This is a genomic window from Mucilaginibacter sp. OK098 (assembly GCF_900142915.1).
In the GTDB taxonomy this organism is placed as follows: Bacteria; Bacteroidota; Bacteroidia; order Sphingobacteriales; family Sphingobacteriaceae; genus Mucilaginibacter.
In genome coordinates this window covers 38667-57561 of the sequence record NZ_FRCM01000006.1, presented here as the reverse complement: position 1 = coordinate 57561, position 18895 = coordinate 38667, and the positions used below count along the sequence as shown (strand labels likewise).

Below are 18895 nucleotides of genomic sequence, written 5' to 3'. Positions count from 1 at the left end.
GCAATTTGCACCGGAAATTATCCAACAAAAAAGCTGCCCGTTAAAGCAGCTTGAAGAATATATATTATAAATTATTAAGTGCATTTTAAGAAAAGAGCATAAAGACCAAAGCGAAAAACCTTTTTGCTTTCAGCTTTCAGCTTTTCGCTTTACTCTCCTTAGTTTTCCTTGCTCAACCGGCCTGAACCTAATGTGTGGCTATCAGTAATTGTTGCGTTGCCTGAATAAACCACATTGCCAGAACCAACGATACGCGCCGAGATGGTTTTATCAACGCCAAAGTGAGCATTGCCCGACCCTGTTAAAGTAACTGAAGCGGTATTGGTTTTAAAATGCCTTCCGTCAAGACCTCCGGATCCGCTGATGATAACTTGCGTTACATCTGCACTGCCGCTGAGTGAAATTGATCCTGATCCGCTTAGTACTGAGTGAAAATCACCTGCTTTAACTGGTGTAGAAATGCTGCCTGAGCCGCTTAATGCAATACTAACTTTATTGCCGCTAACAGTACCTTCAACGTTAATAGAACCTGAACCTGCATTAACAAGGCCGGATAACGATTTTGCAGTAACGTAAATATCGATCTTGCCATAATTCTCATGATTGCCACGGTGTTTGAATTTTATTTGCAATCCGCCATCCTCAACATTTGTTTCAATTTCTTTTATAGCATCTGGTGATGCTTCAATTTTTAAACTTTCAGTACCGTTTATTTTTACATGCACATCAAACGGGCCGGCTGAGCCAATGCTGGTAAATCCTGAAACCTGGCGTGTCCCTTCCGATTGGGCCGATGCTCTTAATGTAGTTGCAACTGTCAACACAGCTGCAAAAATGATGTAGGTTATTCTTTTCATAGTTGTTAGTTCATTACTTTATTAATAAGATGCAATTGTCTTGCCAAACGTTGCACTGAAACACAATAAAAATCAGAAACGCATAGAACGCCCCCAAAGAGATGACATAATAAATTTAGAACCTAACGGCTAAGGGCCAGCCTCTGTTTTCTTTTTTAGTTCCTTTTTTAATTTACGTTCGGCCCGTCGTTGTTGCCTTAGCTCTTTTCTTAGCATACGGTCCTTTTTATTTTGCTTCTGCTGGTCCTGCATAGTGGTAACCGCCTGCTGTGTTTTTTTATCCAGGCCAACAGATGGTTTTATGCCGCTTAGCAATGTTTGCCAAACCGATTTAAAAAATGCTGTTTCAGGCGTGCGCGAATAGTTAACATAGGCTACCCGTGGTTGTTCGCCTGCATTATCCGGGTTATTGTGTTTTAGAATAAAGATATTGGCAAACAAAGAGGCTATCATTTTCTTCTTTAGGTTATCGTTAGTGGTGTCAGCCTTTAGTAACGACACCTTTACATCGTTATATAGCATCATAACTTTCCCTTTTGATGAATTTCGGTTAGCGGTGATATCAAAGCTAAACTCCTTAAGTGTACCCGAATTAACTTTAACCATAGCCAATGGCATTACGGCCTGGTTAAGAACCTGCAGGTTCATTGGGCCAAGGCTGCCCTTATAGCTAAAGGCATTATCCTTATCGGTTAAATTAAAATTAAAAGTGGTGGTAAGCTTGCCCCGGTACATGAAATAGGTGCTGAGCTTTATGGTGCTGATATTGTTTTTTTGCAGGGCTGCTTTATTATTGGTAAAGTTTAAAGCGCTCCCACTTGTGTTGTTAAATACCAATGTGCCTGTTTGGTTTGATTTTGAATTGTACTCGTTATATACAACGCGCATCCGCCGGAACAATACTGTGTCTATCCTTATATCCGCGCTGATGCTGTCAATGGCGGCATTGGGGAAACTCCTTATTTTATCTTTTATAATTTTTGAATGATTTGGATTGGCAAATATCTGGAACGAGCCATTGCTTAATACCAGATTTGAAGCTGTTAATGCTCTGTATTTATGATAATTTAAAAAGTCGAAATGATTAAGCTGGGCAGAATCAAGGCGGAGCGTAAAGCGGTCCCGGTGGCTTTTTGAGAAAAATACGCTTGTATCAGCCGGTTTTAAAGTTAAATCAAGAACATTCAGTTGCGATTTTGACGTTGATAGTTTAAGCGACTTGACATTATAAGAATATAACCCGCTTGAGGTTTTACCTGTATAATTATTCAGTTCGGCTGTTATGTCTTTACAATAAAGCAATCGTGACCTGTCCGTTTGTGTAGCTGAGTCTATCAGCAGGTCATGAGCGCTCAGGTTCATTTCTTTAAGCTGGGATATTACTAATTTGTTGCCGGAGTAATCTTTATACATGAACTTAACATTGCCCATTAATACGTCGCCAATGTGTATGTAATCAAGGCTCTTTGATATCTTTTGCCAGGCGGTGCGGTTATCTTTTAAAACGGTATCGCGGGTATGATTAAGCTGGTAGCTTACTTTTAGTTCGGGATTGTATAAAATGATCCGCCCAATGTTAAGTCTATGCCTGAAATACAGGCCAAAGGGATGAATATTTGATAAAACCAGCTTTTTTATGTGCAGCTCAACCAAGTTATTTGGCGCAAGATGCTGCTTCATTTTAAAGTTGTAAACAGCCGTGTCAGGTTTTAGTGTAATATTAAAAATTACAATGGAACCCCGTAACACATGCAGCTCGGCCGAGGAAAAATCAACCGTGTAAAGGCTATCGCTGCTGGTTGTAACTATATCTTTAACTTTTCCCTCTAATATCGGCGACCAATAGCTGTTGATAAGCAAAGAGGCTATTATGATAAGTAAAGTAAAAATCAATACAATAGCAAGGCTTATTTTTTGCCACTTATGCTTTAAATATTTAAACGCCATTAATTACCATTATTTTGCTTTATTTTTTCAAGAGAATCTTTTTTGGCCCCGCAGGCCCGTTTTCTCGCTTTACGGTCTTCTTTAAATTTATTGAATTTATCGGGCAAATTACTAACTTTTGTAACAGTGCTGTTAACTTTGTTCCCGGTTTTTTTTCAAACCAACACCCGGCTTTAAGCCATCCGGCAATCCACTATGTAAAAAGCTAAAAAAGAGTACAGCTGGTACTGTTTTTTAATTACCAGGATCTTGTATGAGAACGCTTTTTTTATCGGGGTTATTACTTTCACCCTCACTGCATAATTGTTTGTATTTAAATCTTCTTTTTTTATCACTCGCCGCAAGAGGGATTTAAACTATGACTTATGAGATAGGACTTTAACTGCGATTAAACTTAATCAACTAAAATAACTGCCAATCTGTCACGCTATGTTTAAATTTTATGTATTTTTGCAGACTAATTTTTATAATGATGATGGATTTGCTTGTTCCGGATAAAGCGCATGATGAAAGCAGACAAGGTGAGGCTTTGTTGTTAGAACCCGCTAAAGGCAATAATAACGGCCGCAAATTATATATTGAAAGTTATGGCTGCGCTATGAATTTCTCTGATAGCGAGATAGTAGCTTCTATTTTATCGGAAAAGGGATTTGAAACCACATCTGATTATACTACTGCCGACGTTATTTTTATAAATACCTGCTCTATCCGTGAGAATGCTGAACAACGCGTACGCAACCGCTTAAGAGATTTTACTATTGCCAAGGTTAAAAACCCTGGTTTGGTAGTCGGCGTGCTTGGCTGTATGGCTGAACGTTTAAAGTCGAAATTTTTAGAAGAAGAAAAACTGGTTGACGTAGTTGTTGGTCCTGATGCATACCGTGATCTGCCAAATTTGATTGAGCAGGTTGGTGGTGGTCAAAAGGCGGTGAACGTGCTATTATCGCGCGAGGAGACTTATGCTGATATAAGCCCGGTGCGTTTAAACAGCAATGGCATTAACGCCTTTGTATCTATTATGCGTGGTTGCGATAATATGTGCTCATTCTGCGTGGTGCCATTTACCCGTGGCCGCGAGCGCAGTCGCGATCCCCAATCTATAATAGCCGAATGTACCGATCTGTTCAATAGAGGTTACCGTGAGGTTACTTTGCTGGGGCAAAATGTGGATTCGTACAAATGGAAGTCCGGAAGTCAGGAAGTCGGAAAGTCCGAAAGTGAGAAACCTGTTTTGGGGATGGATCTGCTGGATAAGGTGCTTGCTTCGGGCGAGGATTTGAGTGTGATGTATAACCACACGGTTGAAGAAGGTGATGTTACTTTTGCCAACCTTTTGGAGATGGTGGCGCTGATAAGTCCGGAATTGCGTGTACGCTTTTCAACCTCGCATCCTAAGGATATTACAGACGATGTATTGTATACCATTGCGAAGTACGATAACATTTGCAATTACATTCATCTGCCAATCCAATCGGGCAACAGCCGGGTGCTTAAGTTAATGAACCGTACCTATACCCGGGAGTGGTATATGGACAGGGTAGCAGCAATAAACCGCATTATACCGGAGTGTGCCATATCAACCGATATGATAACCGGTTTTTGCACCGAAACAGAAGAAGAGCACCAGGATACATTAAGCATGATGGATCATGTTAAATTTTATTTCGCCTATATGTTCATGTATTCAGAAAGGCCCGGCACTTTAGCGGCCAAGCGTTATGCAGATGATATTCCTGAAACTGAAAAAAAACGCCGCTTACAGGAAGTGGTAGCCAAACAGCAGGAACACTCGCACGAGCGTTTGAAAAAACTGGTAGGCACCACACAAAAGGTACTGATAGAAGGTTTTTCAAAAAAATCGAACAATGATTATTCCGGGAGGAGCGATCAAAATACGGTAGTGGTTTTCCCTGTAGGAAAAAATTACAAACCGGGAGAATATGTAAATGTACTTATTGATAAGTGCACAACGGCTACTTTGATAGGTAAAGTAATTTAGAGTCAAGAATCAAGAAGTCAAGAATCAAGAGAGAAAAAAGAGTTAAGAAAATATGTTTAAGCATAATTTTAAGAACTTGAAAATTTGGCAAAAAGCCATGGATCTTACAGATCTTACTTATGATTATTGCAAAGGGTTACCTGTAGAAGAGCGGTATAACTTAATTGATCAACTTAACAGATGTTCTTGTTCTATTCCTTCAAATATTGCTGAAGGATCTGGTAAAAGGACAAATGTTCATTTTGCAGAGTTTTTAACAACATCTTTAACATCATTATTTGAAGTTGAAACTCAATCATTAATATATGAACGCAGAGCCTATGGTTCTGAAAAAAAATTAAAGGAATGTTTAGAACTCGTTGCTGAAGTTCAGAAAATGATATTCTCTTTCAGAGGGCGTATTTTGAACGGTGGCGAATAGAGGGAAATAGAATTTGGAAGTTTGAATCTGGAAGTTAGAATGTTTATCTTATTTTCTTCTTGAATCTTGACTTCTTGATTCTTGAATCTTAACAACATGGAAATTCAAGAAATTAAACAACGCTTTGGGATTATTGGCAACTCGCCACTATTAAACAGAGCCATAAATATAGCCAACCAGGTTGCGCCTACTGATATATCGGTATTAATAACCGGCGAAAGCGGGAGTGGTAAGGAAGTGTTTTCGCACATTATTCACCAGATGAGCCCGCGTAAGCATGGGCCATTTATTGCAGTGAACTGCGGCGCTATACCAGAAGGGACTATTGATTCAGAATTGTTCGGTCACGAAAAAGGTGCATATACAGGTGCCGTAGGTGAGCGTAAAGGTTACTTTGAAACCGTTAACGGCGGCACCATATTTTTAGATGAAATTGCCGAAATGCCGTTGGGCACACAGGCCCGCTTATTAAGGGTACTGGAATCAGGCCAATATATAAAAGTAGGTTCATCAAAAGTAGAGAAAACAAACGTGCGCGTAATAGCAGCTACCAATGTTGACGTTTACGATGCCGTTAAAAATGGCAAATTCAGGGAAGATCTTTATTATCGTTTAAATACTGTTCCGCTAAGGATCCCACCTTTAAGAGATAGAAAAGAGGATGTTTATTTGTTATTCAGGAAGTTTACTTCTGATTTTACTGATAAGTACCGCACACCGCCTATCCAGCTTGACGAAGAAGCACAGCAGGTGCTGATCAATTATTCGTGGCCTGGCAACGTGCGCCAGTTAAAAAACATGGCCGAACAATTAGCAGTGCTTGAACGCGACCGCATTATTACTGCGCAAACATTGCTTACCTACATTCCGCTTGAAATGGGCGGCAGAAACCTGCCAATGCGTGTTGAGAACCAGCCAAAGGAAGATTTTTCTGAGCGTGATATTTTATACAAAGTGTTGTTTGATATGAAGCGCGACATGGTTGAATTAAAGAAATTGGTTGCCGATATTATTGAACATGGCGGCATCTCTATCAATCATGCCAATCATTCACAAACCATAAATCAGCTATACAGGGATATTGAATTGCCAAATGCTCCCGAAGCGCAATTTACTTTGCAGCAACCCGTTAATAGCAATAATAACAGCGGCAATAATGCTAACCCTTATAATATAACCCAGGATGCCGAAGAGGTGGAAGAATCACTTTCACTGATAGATAAAGAATCGGACCTGATAAGGAAGGCATTGAAGAAGCATAAAGGCAAGCGCAAGCTGGCAGCAAACGAGCTTGGAATTTCAGAAAGAACTTTGTACAGAAAAATAAAAGAATTAAATTTATAATTAAATGAGAAGAGTTAAGGGGTTAGCAATAACACTTATTGGTTTAATTTGGGTTTTACAGTCATGTACTTATAAGCTGAGTTTAAACGGAGCTTCAATTCCGCCAAACATGAAAACCATAAGGGTTGATTTTTTTGAAAATACTGCTCAGTTAGTTGTAAACAACTTAAGCCAGCAATTTACCGAAGCATTGAAAGACCGGATAAGGAATACAACAAGATTAAGTATTGTAACCGGCGAGACTGCTGATGCGGTAATGTCTGGCACAATTACTGATTATAATATAGCGCCGGTATCAATACAGGCTACAAACAATACAACACAGCCTTTGGCCGATCAAACCCGCTTAACTATTACGGTTAACGTAAAATATGTGTATGATGCCGATAAAAAGCTTAGTTTTGAACAACCATTTACAAAATATAAAGACTTTAAAGGTGCTATTGCCCCTGTAGAACAGTCGCTTATTGCGGATATTAATAAGCAGCTAACTGAAGATATTTTTAACAAAGCGTTTGCAAATTGGGATTAATTCGTAGCTTTCAACAACGTGGATCAAAATTATAATAATAGTCAGAACGAATTTTTATGGACATTGTTAGCTAATCCGGCTAATGATGCGCATTTGTATAATTATAATTTACAACGACTGGTTAATGATTTTCCGCAGAGTGGTATTTTACAGGCATTGCTTGCACATTCAAGCGATGAAAAGAATTTAAGACGGGCATCTGCTTATTTCAATTCAAAATCGCTGTATAAGCTTATCAATGCCCCTTCATCATTTATAGGCGTGTCTGATGAAAAAATAATAGTTCAAAATAATATCCAGTCTGCAAACTATGCAGTTCATCAGCATCAAACCACTGATGCGGATAGTGGAGAAAACTATTTCAGCGATAATACCCCGGTTGAAACAGTAAATGAAGTGGCGGCTTATGATACGGATCAGCAACCTGCTGCCGACCACCAATTTGCCCAACCCACAACTGATGAACTTCATGTAGCAGAAACCGGTTCAGAAATTTTAAACCATACCCCGGTTGAAGAGCAGGTTGAAAATCATTTGACAGATGAACACCCGGCTCCACCTCCTGTAGAAGAAACACGAGAAAGCCGGCTTGCTGAAATAAAAGATGCAATTGCAGAACATGTTCCGTTTATGCATCATGATACAAGCCCTGTGGAAGAAGTGCATGAAAATATACAGGAAGTAAGCAATGTATCAGAAGAAAAGCCCGAAGGCTGGCTTACTGAAATAAAAGATGAAATTGCAGAACATGTTCCTTTTGTGCATCATGAGGCAAACCCTGTGGAAGAAACACATGAACCTTTAAACGAAGTAAGTAATGCTGTTGAAGAAAAACCTGAGGGTTGGGCTGCTGAAATAAAAGATGAAATTGCAAGTCATATTCCTTTTGTACATCATGACGCAAACCCTGCGGAAGAAACACATGAACCTTTAAACGAAGTAAGTAATGCTGTTGAAGAAAAACCTGAGGGTTGGGCTGCTGAAATAAAAGATGAAATTGCAAGTCATATTCCTTTTGTACATCATGATCCAAGCCCTGCGGAAGAAACATATGAAAATGTGGGGGAAGCAAGTAACATAGCAGAAGAAAAGCATGAAGGCTGGGCTGCTGAAATAAAGGACGAAATAGTAAAAGATGTTCCTTATGCAGAACCTATTGTAAACTATGCATTTGGAATGGGACATAGAATGCCGCCCGATGCAGAGGTTACAGATGGTATCCCGGCAGAAGCAACTGCTCATGAAACTGCTTCGGCCACCCATGAAGAGGCAGCGCCCGAAACCCCAATTGCAACTTATCCTGAAACCCCGGTTGAAAATGTTGTAATTGAAGCACCTGTACAGGAACATAGGCATGAAGAAGAACAGGTGAATTATTTTACTCCTGAAAGTAACAATAATACTGAAGCAGCAGTGCCGGAACATAAGCATGAAGAAATTGCTCATGAACCTGAGATTAAAGCTGAAACAAATACCCATAACATTGAAGAGGAAACCTTTGATGAGTTTACAGGAAATATTGATATTGAGCCGGATATTATAAACAATATAGCTGCAACTGACTATTTTGTATTTGACCGCGCTTTTGGCGAGCATAAAGAACCGGAACCGGTAAGTGAGGCGGCACAATCAGCTCCGGAGCCTGTAAATGAGCAGGACGGCGAAGCAGAACAGCAGGATGTATCAAAATACAACGACGAAAAGTTGCCTTACAGCTTTTTGTGGTGGCTTGATAAAACACGGAAGGAACATTCCGGAGTTTATCAGCCATATATTGCATCGGAAAAAGAAAATGCTGTAAATACAAATACCAGGTCAAAACCGAATACTGATGAATTACAGCAGCAATATTATGAGAATATTTTTCATATCACTTCGGTTGAAGAGCTTGATAAAAGCGTACCTCCGCCGCATACCCCTTTTGAATTTGATCTGAAAAATAGTAAAGAGCAGGTTATTATTGAGCGTTTTATACAGGAAGAGCCCCAGATAAGGCCGCAAAGCAGCGATAAACTGGATAATGAAAACAAAGCCAAAAAAAGCTCGGAAGACAGGGATGAACTGGTATCCGAAACATTGGCAGCTATTTATTCAGATCAGATGCTATATCACAAGGCAATAGCATCATACAAAAAATTGATGTTGAAATTTCCGGAAAAAAGCCGTTACTTTGCCACAAAGATTGAACAGTTAGAAAAGAAAACCAATTAATATAAAAAGAAATGTATTCATTATTGTTGATCATATCGATCATTGTGTGTGTCCTTTTAGTGCTTATCGTATTGATACAAAACCCTAAAGGCGGCGGTCTATCCTCAAATTTCTCAAGTTCATCACAGTTAATGGGTGTGCAAAAAACCGGCGACTTTTTAGAAAAAGGCACCTGGATATTGGCTATCTCTTTAATGGTTTTATCAATGGCAATTAATGTTGCAGTAAAAGGCGGAACAGAAAAAAGCGATAATTCTCAAACGAAAGAACAGGCCGACAAAGTTGCAAAACCGGTTGCTGCACCATCAAATGCACCGCTAAGCTTGCCAGGTACTCCGGCACCTGCTGCCCCTAAGAAAGCGAAGTAAGTAAATAAAATATTTTAAAAGGCTTTGCCCCGATAGCTATCAGGGCGAAGCCTTTTTACTTTAAACATGTACTGACATGATGGCACTAGGATGTTAAGCTATCATTAATAATGAAAATAGGACTACCGTTTAAAGTGACAATTGAACAGGTAGCATGCCAATTTTGAACTTTTGAACCTGCTTGGCATAATTGATGATGAATACCAGCGGAACTTAAATTATATATAAATTAAATAATTGTATAACTATGTCAATAAACATTAAACCTATTGCAGGCACAGCAAATAGAGTGATTGTAGAAGCTGCCCCTGCTGAAGAGAAAACAGCATCAGGTATCATTATTCCGGATACTGCTAAAGAAAAACCACAAAAAGGAACAGTAATTTCAATATCACAGGAAGATGGTGAAGGTAAAAAACCAACTGTTCAGGCTGGTGATACAGTATTGTATGGAAAATATGCAGGAACTGAGATTACCTACGAAGGCAAAGAGTATTTAATTATGCGTGAATCTGATATTTACGCGGTTCTTTAATTAGTGAATTACTGATTGGGTGAATTAGTGATTTATTAAATCTTAATTCCAGGTCAGTTACTCATTGATAACTTAAAATTGAAACTATAAAACGAATGAAAGGGTAGTTTTAAAGTGCGCTTTAAAAATCACTCATTCACTAACTCACTAATTCAAAATTAAAAAAATGTCAAAACAAGTTAAATACAATGTTGAAGCACGCGACGCGCTAAAACGCGGTGTGGATATTTTAGCTAATGCAGTTAAAGTAACATTAGGTCCCAAAGGCCGTCACGTAATTATTGATAAAAAATTCGGTTCACCTGCTATTACAAAAGATGGTGTTACTGTAGCAAAAGAAATTGAGCTTAAAGACCCTATTGAAAATATGGGTGCGCAAATGGTTAAAGAAGTTGCATCAAAAACTGCTGATATTGCAGGTGATGGTACTACTACTGCTACTGTTTTAGCCCAGGCTATTGTTACTGCAGGTATAAAAAACGTTGCTGCCGGTGCAAATCCAATGGATTTGAAACGCGGTATTGATAAAGCAGTTTCAAAGGTTGTTGAAAACTTAAAAGCACAATCACAAAGTATTGGCGAAGACAATAACAAGATCAAACAAGTTGCATCTATTTCTGCCAATAACGACGAGGTTATCGGTTCGTTAATTGCTGAGGCAATGGAAAAAGTTGGAAAAGATGGTGTAATTACTGTTGAAGAAGCTAAAGGAACTGAAACAGAAGTTAAAACTGTTGAAGGTATGCAGTTTGACCGTGGTTACCTTTCTCCTTACTTCGTAACCAATGCTGATAAAATGGAAGTTGAGTTGGAAAACCCATACATCCTGATCTACGATAAAAAGATCTCTTCAATGAAAGAGTTATTGCCTATACTTGAAAAACAAGTTCAAACCGGCAAACCACTTTTAATTATTGCTGAAGATTTAGACGGTGAAGCATTAGCTACATTAGTAGTTAACAAGATCCGTGGCTCACTGAAAGTTGCTGCTGTTAAAGCCCCTGGTTTTGGCGATCGTCGTAAAGCTATGCTTGAAGATATCGCTATCCTTACAGGTGGTACTGTAATTTCTGAAGAAAGAGGTTACAAACTTGAAAATGCTGATCTTACTTACTTAGGTACTGCTGAAAAGATCATTATTGATAAAGACAACACTACTATAATTAACGGAGCAGGTAAACCTGAAGAAATCCAATCTCGCGTTAGCCAGATCAAATCTCAGATCGAGTCAACTACTTCTGATTACGATAAAGAAAAATTACAGGAGCGTTTAGCTAAACTATCGGGTGGTGTTGCCGTATTATACATCGGTGCTGCATCTGAAGTTGAAATGAAAGAAAAGAAAGACCGTGTTGACGATGCTTTACATGCAACCCGCGCGGCTGTTGAAGAAGGTATTGTTGCCGGTGGCGGTGTAGCCTTTATCCGTGCAGTTGAAGCTTTGATTGACCTTAAAGGTGCTAACGAAGACGAAAACACAGGGATCCAGATCATCCGTCGTGCTATTGAAGAACCATTGCGTCAAATCTGCGAAAACGCAGGTATCGAAGGTTCTATCGTAGTGCAGAAAGTAAAAGAAGGTAAAGCTGATTTTGGTTACAACGCACGTACTGATAAATACGAAAACTTAATTGGTGCAGGTGTTATTGACCCTACCAAAGTAGGTCGTGTAGCTTTAGAGAATGCAGCTTCAATCGCATCAATGTTGTTAACAACAGAATGCGTATTGGCTGACGATCCTGAAGATGCTCCGGCTGGCGGCGCTCCAATGGGCGGCGGCGGTATGGGCGGCATGATGTAAGAGCCCCCGGCCCCCTAAAGGGGGAGGAATAATATAAAGTCCAAAGTCTTGAGTCGAATACATTCAGTACTAATGCCCCAATGACAAATGACCAAACAAACCCCTGTCTGTTTTATCAGACAGGGGTTTTGTTTTAGAACACACCGGTTTCGTCATTTAAAGGTAAACGGATGGTCATCTGTTAATCAAATGATTGATTAAGTAATATTCGGGTTACAATAAGCAGTATTTTTGTATTAGAGATCAAAGCAAGGCAATTGGGCACAGCATTTGAACATACATAAATACCATGAAAAATTTAACAGAAAAAGCAAGGTATCTTCAAAGCCAGATAGTTGAATGGGTGTTTTTTAAAGGCCCCGAGCTTTTCATAACCATCTACGGTAAATAATAATTTTTAACTTTGCTTCCGTTTATGGAAGTAAAAGAATTTTACCAGGAATTTCACCATTGGCTCATCACCCGCGGGCCCAGCTACATTTTCGGAATAGTAGCTTTTGTTTTCGGCCTTTGGCTCATCAGATTTATCCGCTCCCGCATGCGCGACCGGATGAGCAGAAACAAAGTTCATTCATCATTACAACCTTTCTTTCTTAGTCTCAGCATCACAAGCCTATATGTTTTACTGATTATTTCGGTAATGAATATTCTTGGTTTTGAGCTAACCATATTCACTACTATTATCGGTGCATTCAGCGTTGCGGCAGGTTTAGCCTTATCCGGTACATTCCAGAATTTTGCTGGTGGTGTATTGATATTATTATTAAAGCCGTTTGAGCTTGACGATAGCATTGTAGCGCAGGGCCAGGATGGTAGGGTGATCTCTATCCAGATCTTTTACACCGTTTTGCTTACAGCCGATAACAAAACCGTTATCATCCCAAATGGTAAACTCTTTAACGAGGTAATAGTAAACGTAACCCGTGAGGGTAAACGCCGCCTTGATTTTGACGTAAGGTTAAGTTATACCGCTGATATTGATAAAGCCCGGAAGATAATGCTGGATGCGATTAAAGCAACAAAAAATATATTGACTGATCCGGCATCAAGAGTAGGACTTATCGGGCTGGATAACGACAGCATAAGGATCACCGTAAATGTTTGGGTTGAACCCGTTAACTTTTTGGATGTTAAAATAGCCCTGATGGAAAAAATAATAAAAGATCTTGCGGTTGCAGGTATTACTTTCCCTAAACCAGGCGCTTAAATCTTTTGATTTGCTTTCACTTCCAGGTACCTGTTAATGGCATTGATAGTCAGATTTTTCGGTGTAAACGTATGGATTTTACCCGGCGATTTCCTCACCGTAAAAATAGCCCTGATGGAACGAATTTTTAAAAACCTCGGCGCGGCCGGCGTTAATTTCCCTAAGCCGGGATAAGGAGTAATTACAAGTTGCCGGCAATTTCGCCCTGCATCCATAAACCGCCTCTGATCATCATACCTATTGTCATCTGATTTAATTTCATATTTTCGTTATTTACGAATACATCGATTACGAAGCTATTGTTTTCAGTCATATCGATTTCCAGTTTGATCAGGTGGCCGTAGTTCTCATTATAAATTTTGACCGGTTTCAATTGCAGAATTTTTCCAACAAAATAATAGTTCGAAAGTCGGCCTTCTTCTTTGTCCAACAAAAATCCAATTGAATTTCCTGCCCTGTCAAGTAAATCGTTATCCACACTCCATTCTGCAACTGAAAATAAAAATGCAGAAAGCCTCATTTTTAAATTCGGCTGTGTTTTGTAAATATGCTGATTGATTGCATAATCTGTCGCCATAAACCCGACTTCAAAGGCACTGTTGACCGTGCCCAGTATTTCGGCTTCCGTAACGTAACCGACATCATTTGCTGGCTTCCATTCGCCTATTTTTTTGATCTTAAAAGCCGTGAGGAGCTCCGTTGGCAAATAAGGCAAAATTCCTGTCGTGGTGCCTTTAACGGTAACAGTCCGTACAAAAGGAGAAAGGTCATCACCACCAGCTTCTTTAAATGAGGCCTCGCCAACCTCCGCAATTTTATTCGATTTTACTGGTGCGGCCGATGCCAGGGCAGCAACTAAATATAGCTTTTCTTTAGCTGTTTGTCGTTGTCTCAAATTTACATGGCCCATTAAAGAGCCCCGATAATTGAGAACGGTATGTGCCATCTTTGAAAACCGGTAAATACTGGGATTTATGGTGACCTCTTCGGGCAATTCGCTTACAGCCGCGTCAAAATTTTTGACTCTTTCGTCATGCCTTAGCCTTTCTTCAGGGCTTAAACCCGATTCCCATTTTTCGTAGATTCCACGCGCTTTATCAATTACCGCAGTAGCAGCTTCTTCAGAAAGCTTCTTCACCATTAAGCTCTTTTTAATGTAATCCGGATGCTGCCCCCTGTTTATCATAGCATTGGTTGCCATAATGAGGTAATCTGACGGATCCTGTGAAGGTCGGAGGGCTACTACGGTTTCCTTAATTTCATTGATAGCCTGCCGGTTTTGGTTCCTGATTATCAATCTGATAATTAGGAACAAGATGGGAAGTATTATTGCGTATATACCCATGATCTTAAATTTTTTGCTTTGCCTTCAATTCCAGATACCTGTTAATGGTATTGATAGTAAGATTCTGCGGTGTGGTTAAAATAGATTGAATATTATATTTGGCCAGCTCTTTTACAATCAGTTTTTTATCGTAGGCAAATTTTTCAGCGATGGTTTTTATGTAGATGCCTTCAACATCGTCAGCAGGTTTTTCATTTAACTTTTTCAGCTCGGTATTTTCAAAAAATACAACGAGTAATAAGTGAAATTTGGCAATCCGCTTTAAAAAAGGCAGTTGCCTTTGCAAGGCCGACATACTTTCGTAATTAGTAAAAAACACCACCAGGCTGCGCTGTTTAATTACACTACGGATGGTGGCATATAGCAGCTCCATATTGGTTTCCAGGTAGCGCGTTTTCTCTTTGTATAAAACCTCAAGGATTTTATTGATCTGTGTAGGGCGCCTGTCGGAAGGGATTACCGCCCCTATTTTTTCACCTGCCGTTATCAATCCGGCTTTATCTTCCTTAAGCAGGGCAACGTTTGATAATACCAGGCTGGCGTTAATTGCATAATCCAAAAGGCTCAATCCTTCAAAAGGCATTTTCATAGCCCTTGACTTATCTATCACACAATATACATGCTGCGATTTTTCATCAGTATATGAATTGGTCATTAAGGTGCCCTGCCTTGCCGTTGCTTTCCAGTTTATGGTTCGGTAATCATCGCCCTGCACATAATTTTTTACCTGCTCAAACTCCAGACTGTGTCCAAGCCGCCTCATTTTTTTTATGCCGATTTCTGACAGGTTGTTTGATATGGCCATCAGTTCATATTTACGCATCTGCAAAAAGGAAGGATATACAGCCAATGTTTCGCCCTGGCTAAAATTATACCGTCGCCTGGTAAGGCCCAATGACGACATTACATACACCCTGATATATCCAAACTCATATTCACCCCGTCTTGTTGGCCGTAAAGTATAGCTGATGAGCTTTCGCTGACGGGGCTTTAACTCAGTTTTAAACCAGATGTCCCTCTTTTGAAATTGGAAAGGTATTTCATCAATAATGCCGATATTAACATTAAAAGGATACCAGTTTTCTATATAAATGCCCAAATCGTTATCATCGCTGTTACTCAAGCGCTCGGGAGCATGCCGCTTGGCAAAGATCCCTTTTGAGGTTTGATAAAGCATAATGATATCGGCAATAAAAAGCAGCGCCAGTGTATAAAACACCAGTTCAGGAATAACACCCAGCCATGGGAAAAAGAAGGCAAATAAAAACAACACCACGCAAAGCCCGATCCCTGACCATAAGCGGTTGGTAAAAAAAAGATCTGTATAAAATAACCTAAAAACTTTCTTCACTTAATAGTTTGTTAAATTGTGAGACTTACGTAGTTTAAAAAACTTCGTAAGTCTCTTTCCCAACTAATCTCTAACCTCCATCCTCTAATCTCTATCTAGGTACCTCAATTTTTTGAATTATTTGCGACACAACATTATCGGGTGTAACGCCTTCCATTTCCTTATCAGGGGTAAGCATTATACGGTGCCTTAAAACCGGTGCAGCAACAGCAATAATATCTTCAGGTGTTACAAAATCGCGTCCTTTTATGGCTGCCAGGGCTTTAGCACCATTTACAATTGCAAGCGATGCCCTTGGCGATCCGCCCAGGTCTAACGATTTATTATTCCGGCTTTCATGAATAATTTTGGCAACAAACTCAATGATATTTGGCTCAACGTGCAGGCCTTTTACCGTCTGTTTTATTGATTTTATATCACTTGCAGATAACACCGGTTTAATATCCAATAGCTGATCATTTGTTTTTTGGTGATGCTGCTGCGTTATAATCGCTATCTCCTCGTCAAGTGTAGGGTATTGGATCTCTATCTTAAATAAAAAGCGGTCAAGCTGTGCTTCGGGCAGCCGGTAAGTGCCTTCGTGCTCTACGGGGTTTTGTGTGGCAAGCACCATAAAAGGCTCATCCATCAGGTAGGTTTCGCCATCAATTGTTAGCTGGCGCTCTTCCATTACCTCAAATAAGGCCGATTGTGTTTTAGCAGGCGCACGGTTAATTTCATCAATCAATATAATATTGCCGAAAATTGGCCCCCGCTTAAGCGCAAACTCGGTAGTCTTAGGGTTAAAAACCGACGTCCCCAAAATATCCGAAGGCATCAGATCAGGCGTGAACTGGATCCTTGAATATTTTACATCTATTGATTTAGCAATCAGTTTGGCAGTTAATGTTTTGGCCACCCCGGGTACACCTTCAATCAATATATGTCCATCGGCAAGGATCCCCGCAATTAACAGCTCAATGCTATCATGCTGCCCCACAATTACCTTACTTATTGCAGCTTTCATTTGCTCAACGGCGGCGCTAAGCTTGCTCAAATCAGTTCTTTGTTCAAATATTCCGTCTTCCATATTACCTGGCTTTGATATAAAATTTTTCTATCAGTTGGTTTAGTTTAATCAGTTCGCGGTCGGTTACCTTATCCTGTACGCTTATATAGTTAATGTAATCAATCAACTCGGTCACAAACTTGCTTTCAATGTCGGTTTTCTTTACCAGCTTTTCTTTAAACTCATTATCAAGTTTGTCGGTTCTTAACTGGTAATCGTCCCGTAAGTGTGCTAAAAGGTAGGTGATATTTTTTTGTACGATGTTTGCATTGTCGTGTTTTTCGTAATAAACCTGACCAACAACAGTCACAAAATCTAAGGTAGCATTGCTCAAAGGCTCAATTACGGGAATAATGCGCTGTCTTCTCTTAATTTCAAATAACACAAAAACCAATAAGCTAAAAATAGTTATATAATAGGCCCATTGCAGTGTTGGGTTACTCAAAAACAGGCGCATTGGTGATGCTTCTTCCATCCCCTGGCTGTAATATTCATCAACAACCAGCTGTTTTGTGCCTTTTAAAAATGATAATGCCGTTGCCGCATATGCCGCGCCCTGCGGTTTCAACAGGCTGTAATTGCTGAATAATTTCGGATTCGCAACAAGGTACAATGATCCTTTCCCAAAAGGATACTTTATAAAATTGGGCCGGTGGTCAATATTTTCACCAATTACTACTGCATGCGCAGTATCAAACTTGCTGAAATAAACATTACCGCACCCTTTTTCAATTTTGTATTGCCTGGCACTGTCGAGGTAAGGACTTAAAAATCTTACAGATTTATCATTCTGACCAAATGAAATATTATAATTGGTTACAAGATGCAATTTTTTGTCGAACGCACCTCCAAAATAGTCGGATGCAATAAAAACGTTATTACCCTGCTTAATATAATTGGTTAGTTGTTCATAATCTGCAGGTGTTGGGGCGATGCTTTGGCAAACAATTAGGTACGATGAATTTTTTATCGAATCCTCAGCAATTACATTATAAACAGGCTGGCGATACGTAGTTATTTTTGAACCCGGAAATATATCGTTGATCCGGTTAAATAAAATATAAGTTCCGAACGGCGATTTTTCTTTACTGTTAAAATTTTCGCTCCAGTCAACAGATCTGGGTTGATTTAGTTGTGCTGTTATATAAAACACCAATAACACCCCTGCAACTATCAAATACACTCTCAAACTCTTCATCACAGCTGCTTGTTAAAGTTTTGAAACAACAGGTTAATATTGCCAAAGGCATTTTTATCAATTGTAAAATCGCCATACCACACATATTCAAATTGCCGGGTAAGCAAGCCGAAAATTTGCTTTTGCTGCTGGTCTGCCAGCTCATGCTGGTAAGCCGAATTAGTTTTATCTATCTGCCATTGTATTAAATTTTTATCGCTCAGCTGCTTTAAGCATTTTAAGTATAGTAAGCGAATGGCCAGCCTATAGTCAAGATTGGCGGTTGCCTTTTCAATTTCATCGTCAAAATTTATTTCATGAATATTTTCAAGCGATTCACTGTACGCTATATCAACCTTTTTAGCATTTCCGCTTAATAATCTCATGGCATCAATCCCTAATGATTTTAATATGATATAAGCCAAAAGTGCGATGCTTAACGCTATTAACAGATATTTCAGGATCTTGCCGCTATACGGAATACTGTTAAATATTTTTCCGAGCGTATTCCACACCCATTGCCAAAAAATATCCCACCAGGTGGGCTCACCCGTACTTTCACCATTATAGTTAAAATCTTTTTCAGCTTTAAGCTTTTCAATGGCTTTTGCATCAAACTTTTTTACACTGATTTTTGATGAGTCAGTTTTAATTTGCTGTGGAAGCTTTTTGGGTACAGCAGCTACTGTGCTTGTCAAAAATAAGGTAAGCACCAGGGTAAATATAAAAGCGGTAAACAGCTTTAGCATAAG

Annotated in this window: 16 protein-coding genes; 9 read left to right on the top strand and 7 right to left on the bottom strand. The window is 39.5% G+C overall.

The window, feature by feature from the left end; genetic code table 11:
- Positions 1-158 precede the first annotated feature (158 nt).
- Complete coding sequence (locus BUE31_RS20005; RefSeq protein ID WP_073405619.1) at positions 159-857, bottom strand: head GIN domain-containing protein; 699 nt, start codon at positions 855-857, stop codon at positions 159-161.
- Between the two features lie 129 nt (positions 858-986).
- Complete coding sequence (locus tag BUE31_RS20000) at positions 987-2804, bottom strand: hypothetical protein (protein ID WP_073405618.1); 1818 nt, start codon at positions 2802-2804, stop codon at positions 987-989.
- Between the two features lie 472 nt (positions 2805-3276).
- Between BUE31_RS20000 and BUE31_RS19995 the strand changes: the two genes are divergently transcribed.
- The 9 genes from BUE31_RS19995 (at position 3277) to BUE31_RS19955 (ending at position 13222) form a co-directional block, all read left to right on the top strand.
- Complete coding sequence (locus BUE31_RS19995; protein ID WP_073405617.1) at positions 3277-4803, top strand: MiaB/RimO family radical SAM methylthiotransferase; 1527 nt, start codon at positions 3277-3279, stop codon at positions 4801-4803.
- A 52-nt stretch (positions 4804-4855) separates the two neighbouring features.
- Complete coding sequence (locus BUE31_RS19990; RefSeq protein WP_073405616.1) at positions 4856-5224, top strand: four helix bundle protein; 369 nt, start codon at positions 4856-4858, stop codon at positions 5222-5224.
- Between the two features lie 96 nt (positions 5225-5320).
- Positions 5321-6568 (top strand): sigma-54 interaction domain-containing protein, encoded by a 1248-nt coding sequence (locus tag BUE31_RS19985; protein ID WP_073405615.1) that lies wholly within the window; start codon positions 5321-5323, stop codon positions 6566-6568.
- A 4-nt stretch (positions 6569-6572) separates the two neighbouring features.
- Positions 6573-7100, top strand: a complete 528-nt coding sequence (locus BUE31_RS19980) for an LptE family protein (RefSeq protein WP_073405614.1) — start codon at positions 6573-6575, stop codon at positions 7098-7100.
- 18 nt (positions 7101-7118) lie between these two features.
- Positions 7119-9311, top strand: a complete 2193-nt coding sequence (locus BUE31_RS19975; RefSeq protein ID WP_073405613.1) for a hypothetical protein — start codon at positions 7119-7121, stop codon at positions 9309-9311.
- Between the two features lie 11 nt (positions 9312-9322).
- Positions 9323-9679: a preprotein translocase subunit SecG gene (gene secG, locus BUE31_RS19970; RefSeq protein WP_073405612.1), complete on the top strand. Its 357-nt coding sequence runs from the start codon at positions 9323-9325 to the stop codon at positions 9677-9679.
- A gap of 247 nt (positions 9680-9926) precedes the next feature.
- On the top strand, positions 9927-10214 hold the full coding sequence (gene groES / locus BUE31_RS19965) for a co-chaperone GroES (RefSeq protein ID WP_073405611.1): 288 nt from the start codon (positions 9927-9929) through the stop codon (positions 10212-10214).
- Positions 10215-10380: 166 nt separating this feature from the next.
- Complete coding sequence (groL, locus tag BUE31_RS19960) at positions 10381-12015, top strand: chaperonin GroEL (protein ID WP_073405610.1); 1635 nt, start codon at positions 10381-10383, stop codon at positions 12013-12015.
- 415 nt (positions 12016-12430) lie between these two features.
- Positions 12431-13222: a mechanosensitive ion channel family protein gene (locus BUE31_RS19955; protein ID WP_073405609.1), complete on the top strand. Its 792-nt coding sequence runs from the start codon at positions 12431-12433 to the stop codon at positions 13220-13222.
- Positions 13223-13403: 181 nt separating this feature from the next.
- Here BUE31_RS19955 and BUE31_RS19950 read toward each other — a convergent pair whose 3' ends face one another.
- The 5 genes from BUE31_RS19950 to BUE31_RS19930 all read right to left on the bottom strand — a co-directional run bounded on the left by BUE31_RS19950 (position 13404) and on the right by BUE31_RS19930 (position 18892).
- Positions 13404-14363 carry a hypothetical protein gene (locus tag BUE31_RS19950; protein ID WP_143167194.1) on the bottom strand — a complete coding sequence of 320 codons (960 nt, stop codon included), beginning with the start codon at positions 14361-14363 and terminating at the stop codon, positions 13404-13406.
- A 208-nt stretch (positions 14364-14571) separates the two neighbouring features.
- Positions 14572-15918 carry a DUF58 domain-containing protein gene (locus BUE31_RS19945; protein ID WP_073405607.1) on the bottom strand — a complete coding sequence of 449 codons (1347 nt, stop codon included), beginning with the start codon at positions 15916-15918 and terminating at the stop codon, positions 14572-14574.
- Positions 15919-16009: 91 nt separating this feature from the next.
- On the bottom strand, positions 16010-16987 hold the full coding sequence (locus BUE31_RS19940) for an AAA family ATPase (RefSeq protein WP_073405606.1): 978 nt from the start codon (positions 16985-16987) through the stop codon (positions 16010-16012).
- 1 nt (position 16988) lies between these two features.
- On the bottom strand, positions 16989-18164 hold the full coding sequence (locus BUE31_RS19935) for a DUF4350 domain-containing protein (RefSeq protein ID WP_073405605.1): 1176 nt from the start codon (positions 18162-18164) through the stop codon (positions 16989-16991).
- Positions 18164-18892 (bottom strand): DUF4129 domain-containing protein, encoded by a 729-nt coding sequence (locus BUE31_RS19930; RefSeq protein ID WP_073405604.1) that lies wholly within the window; start codon positions 18890-18892, stop codon positions 18164-18166. Before BUE31_RS19930 ends, BUE31_RS19935 begins: the two co-directional genes overlap by 1 nt.
- Between the last annotated feature and the right edge of the window lie 3 nt (positions 18893-18895).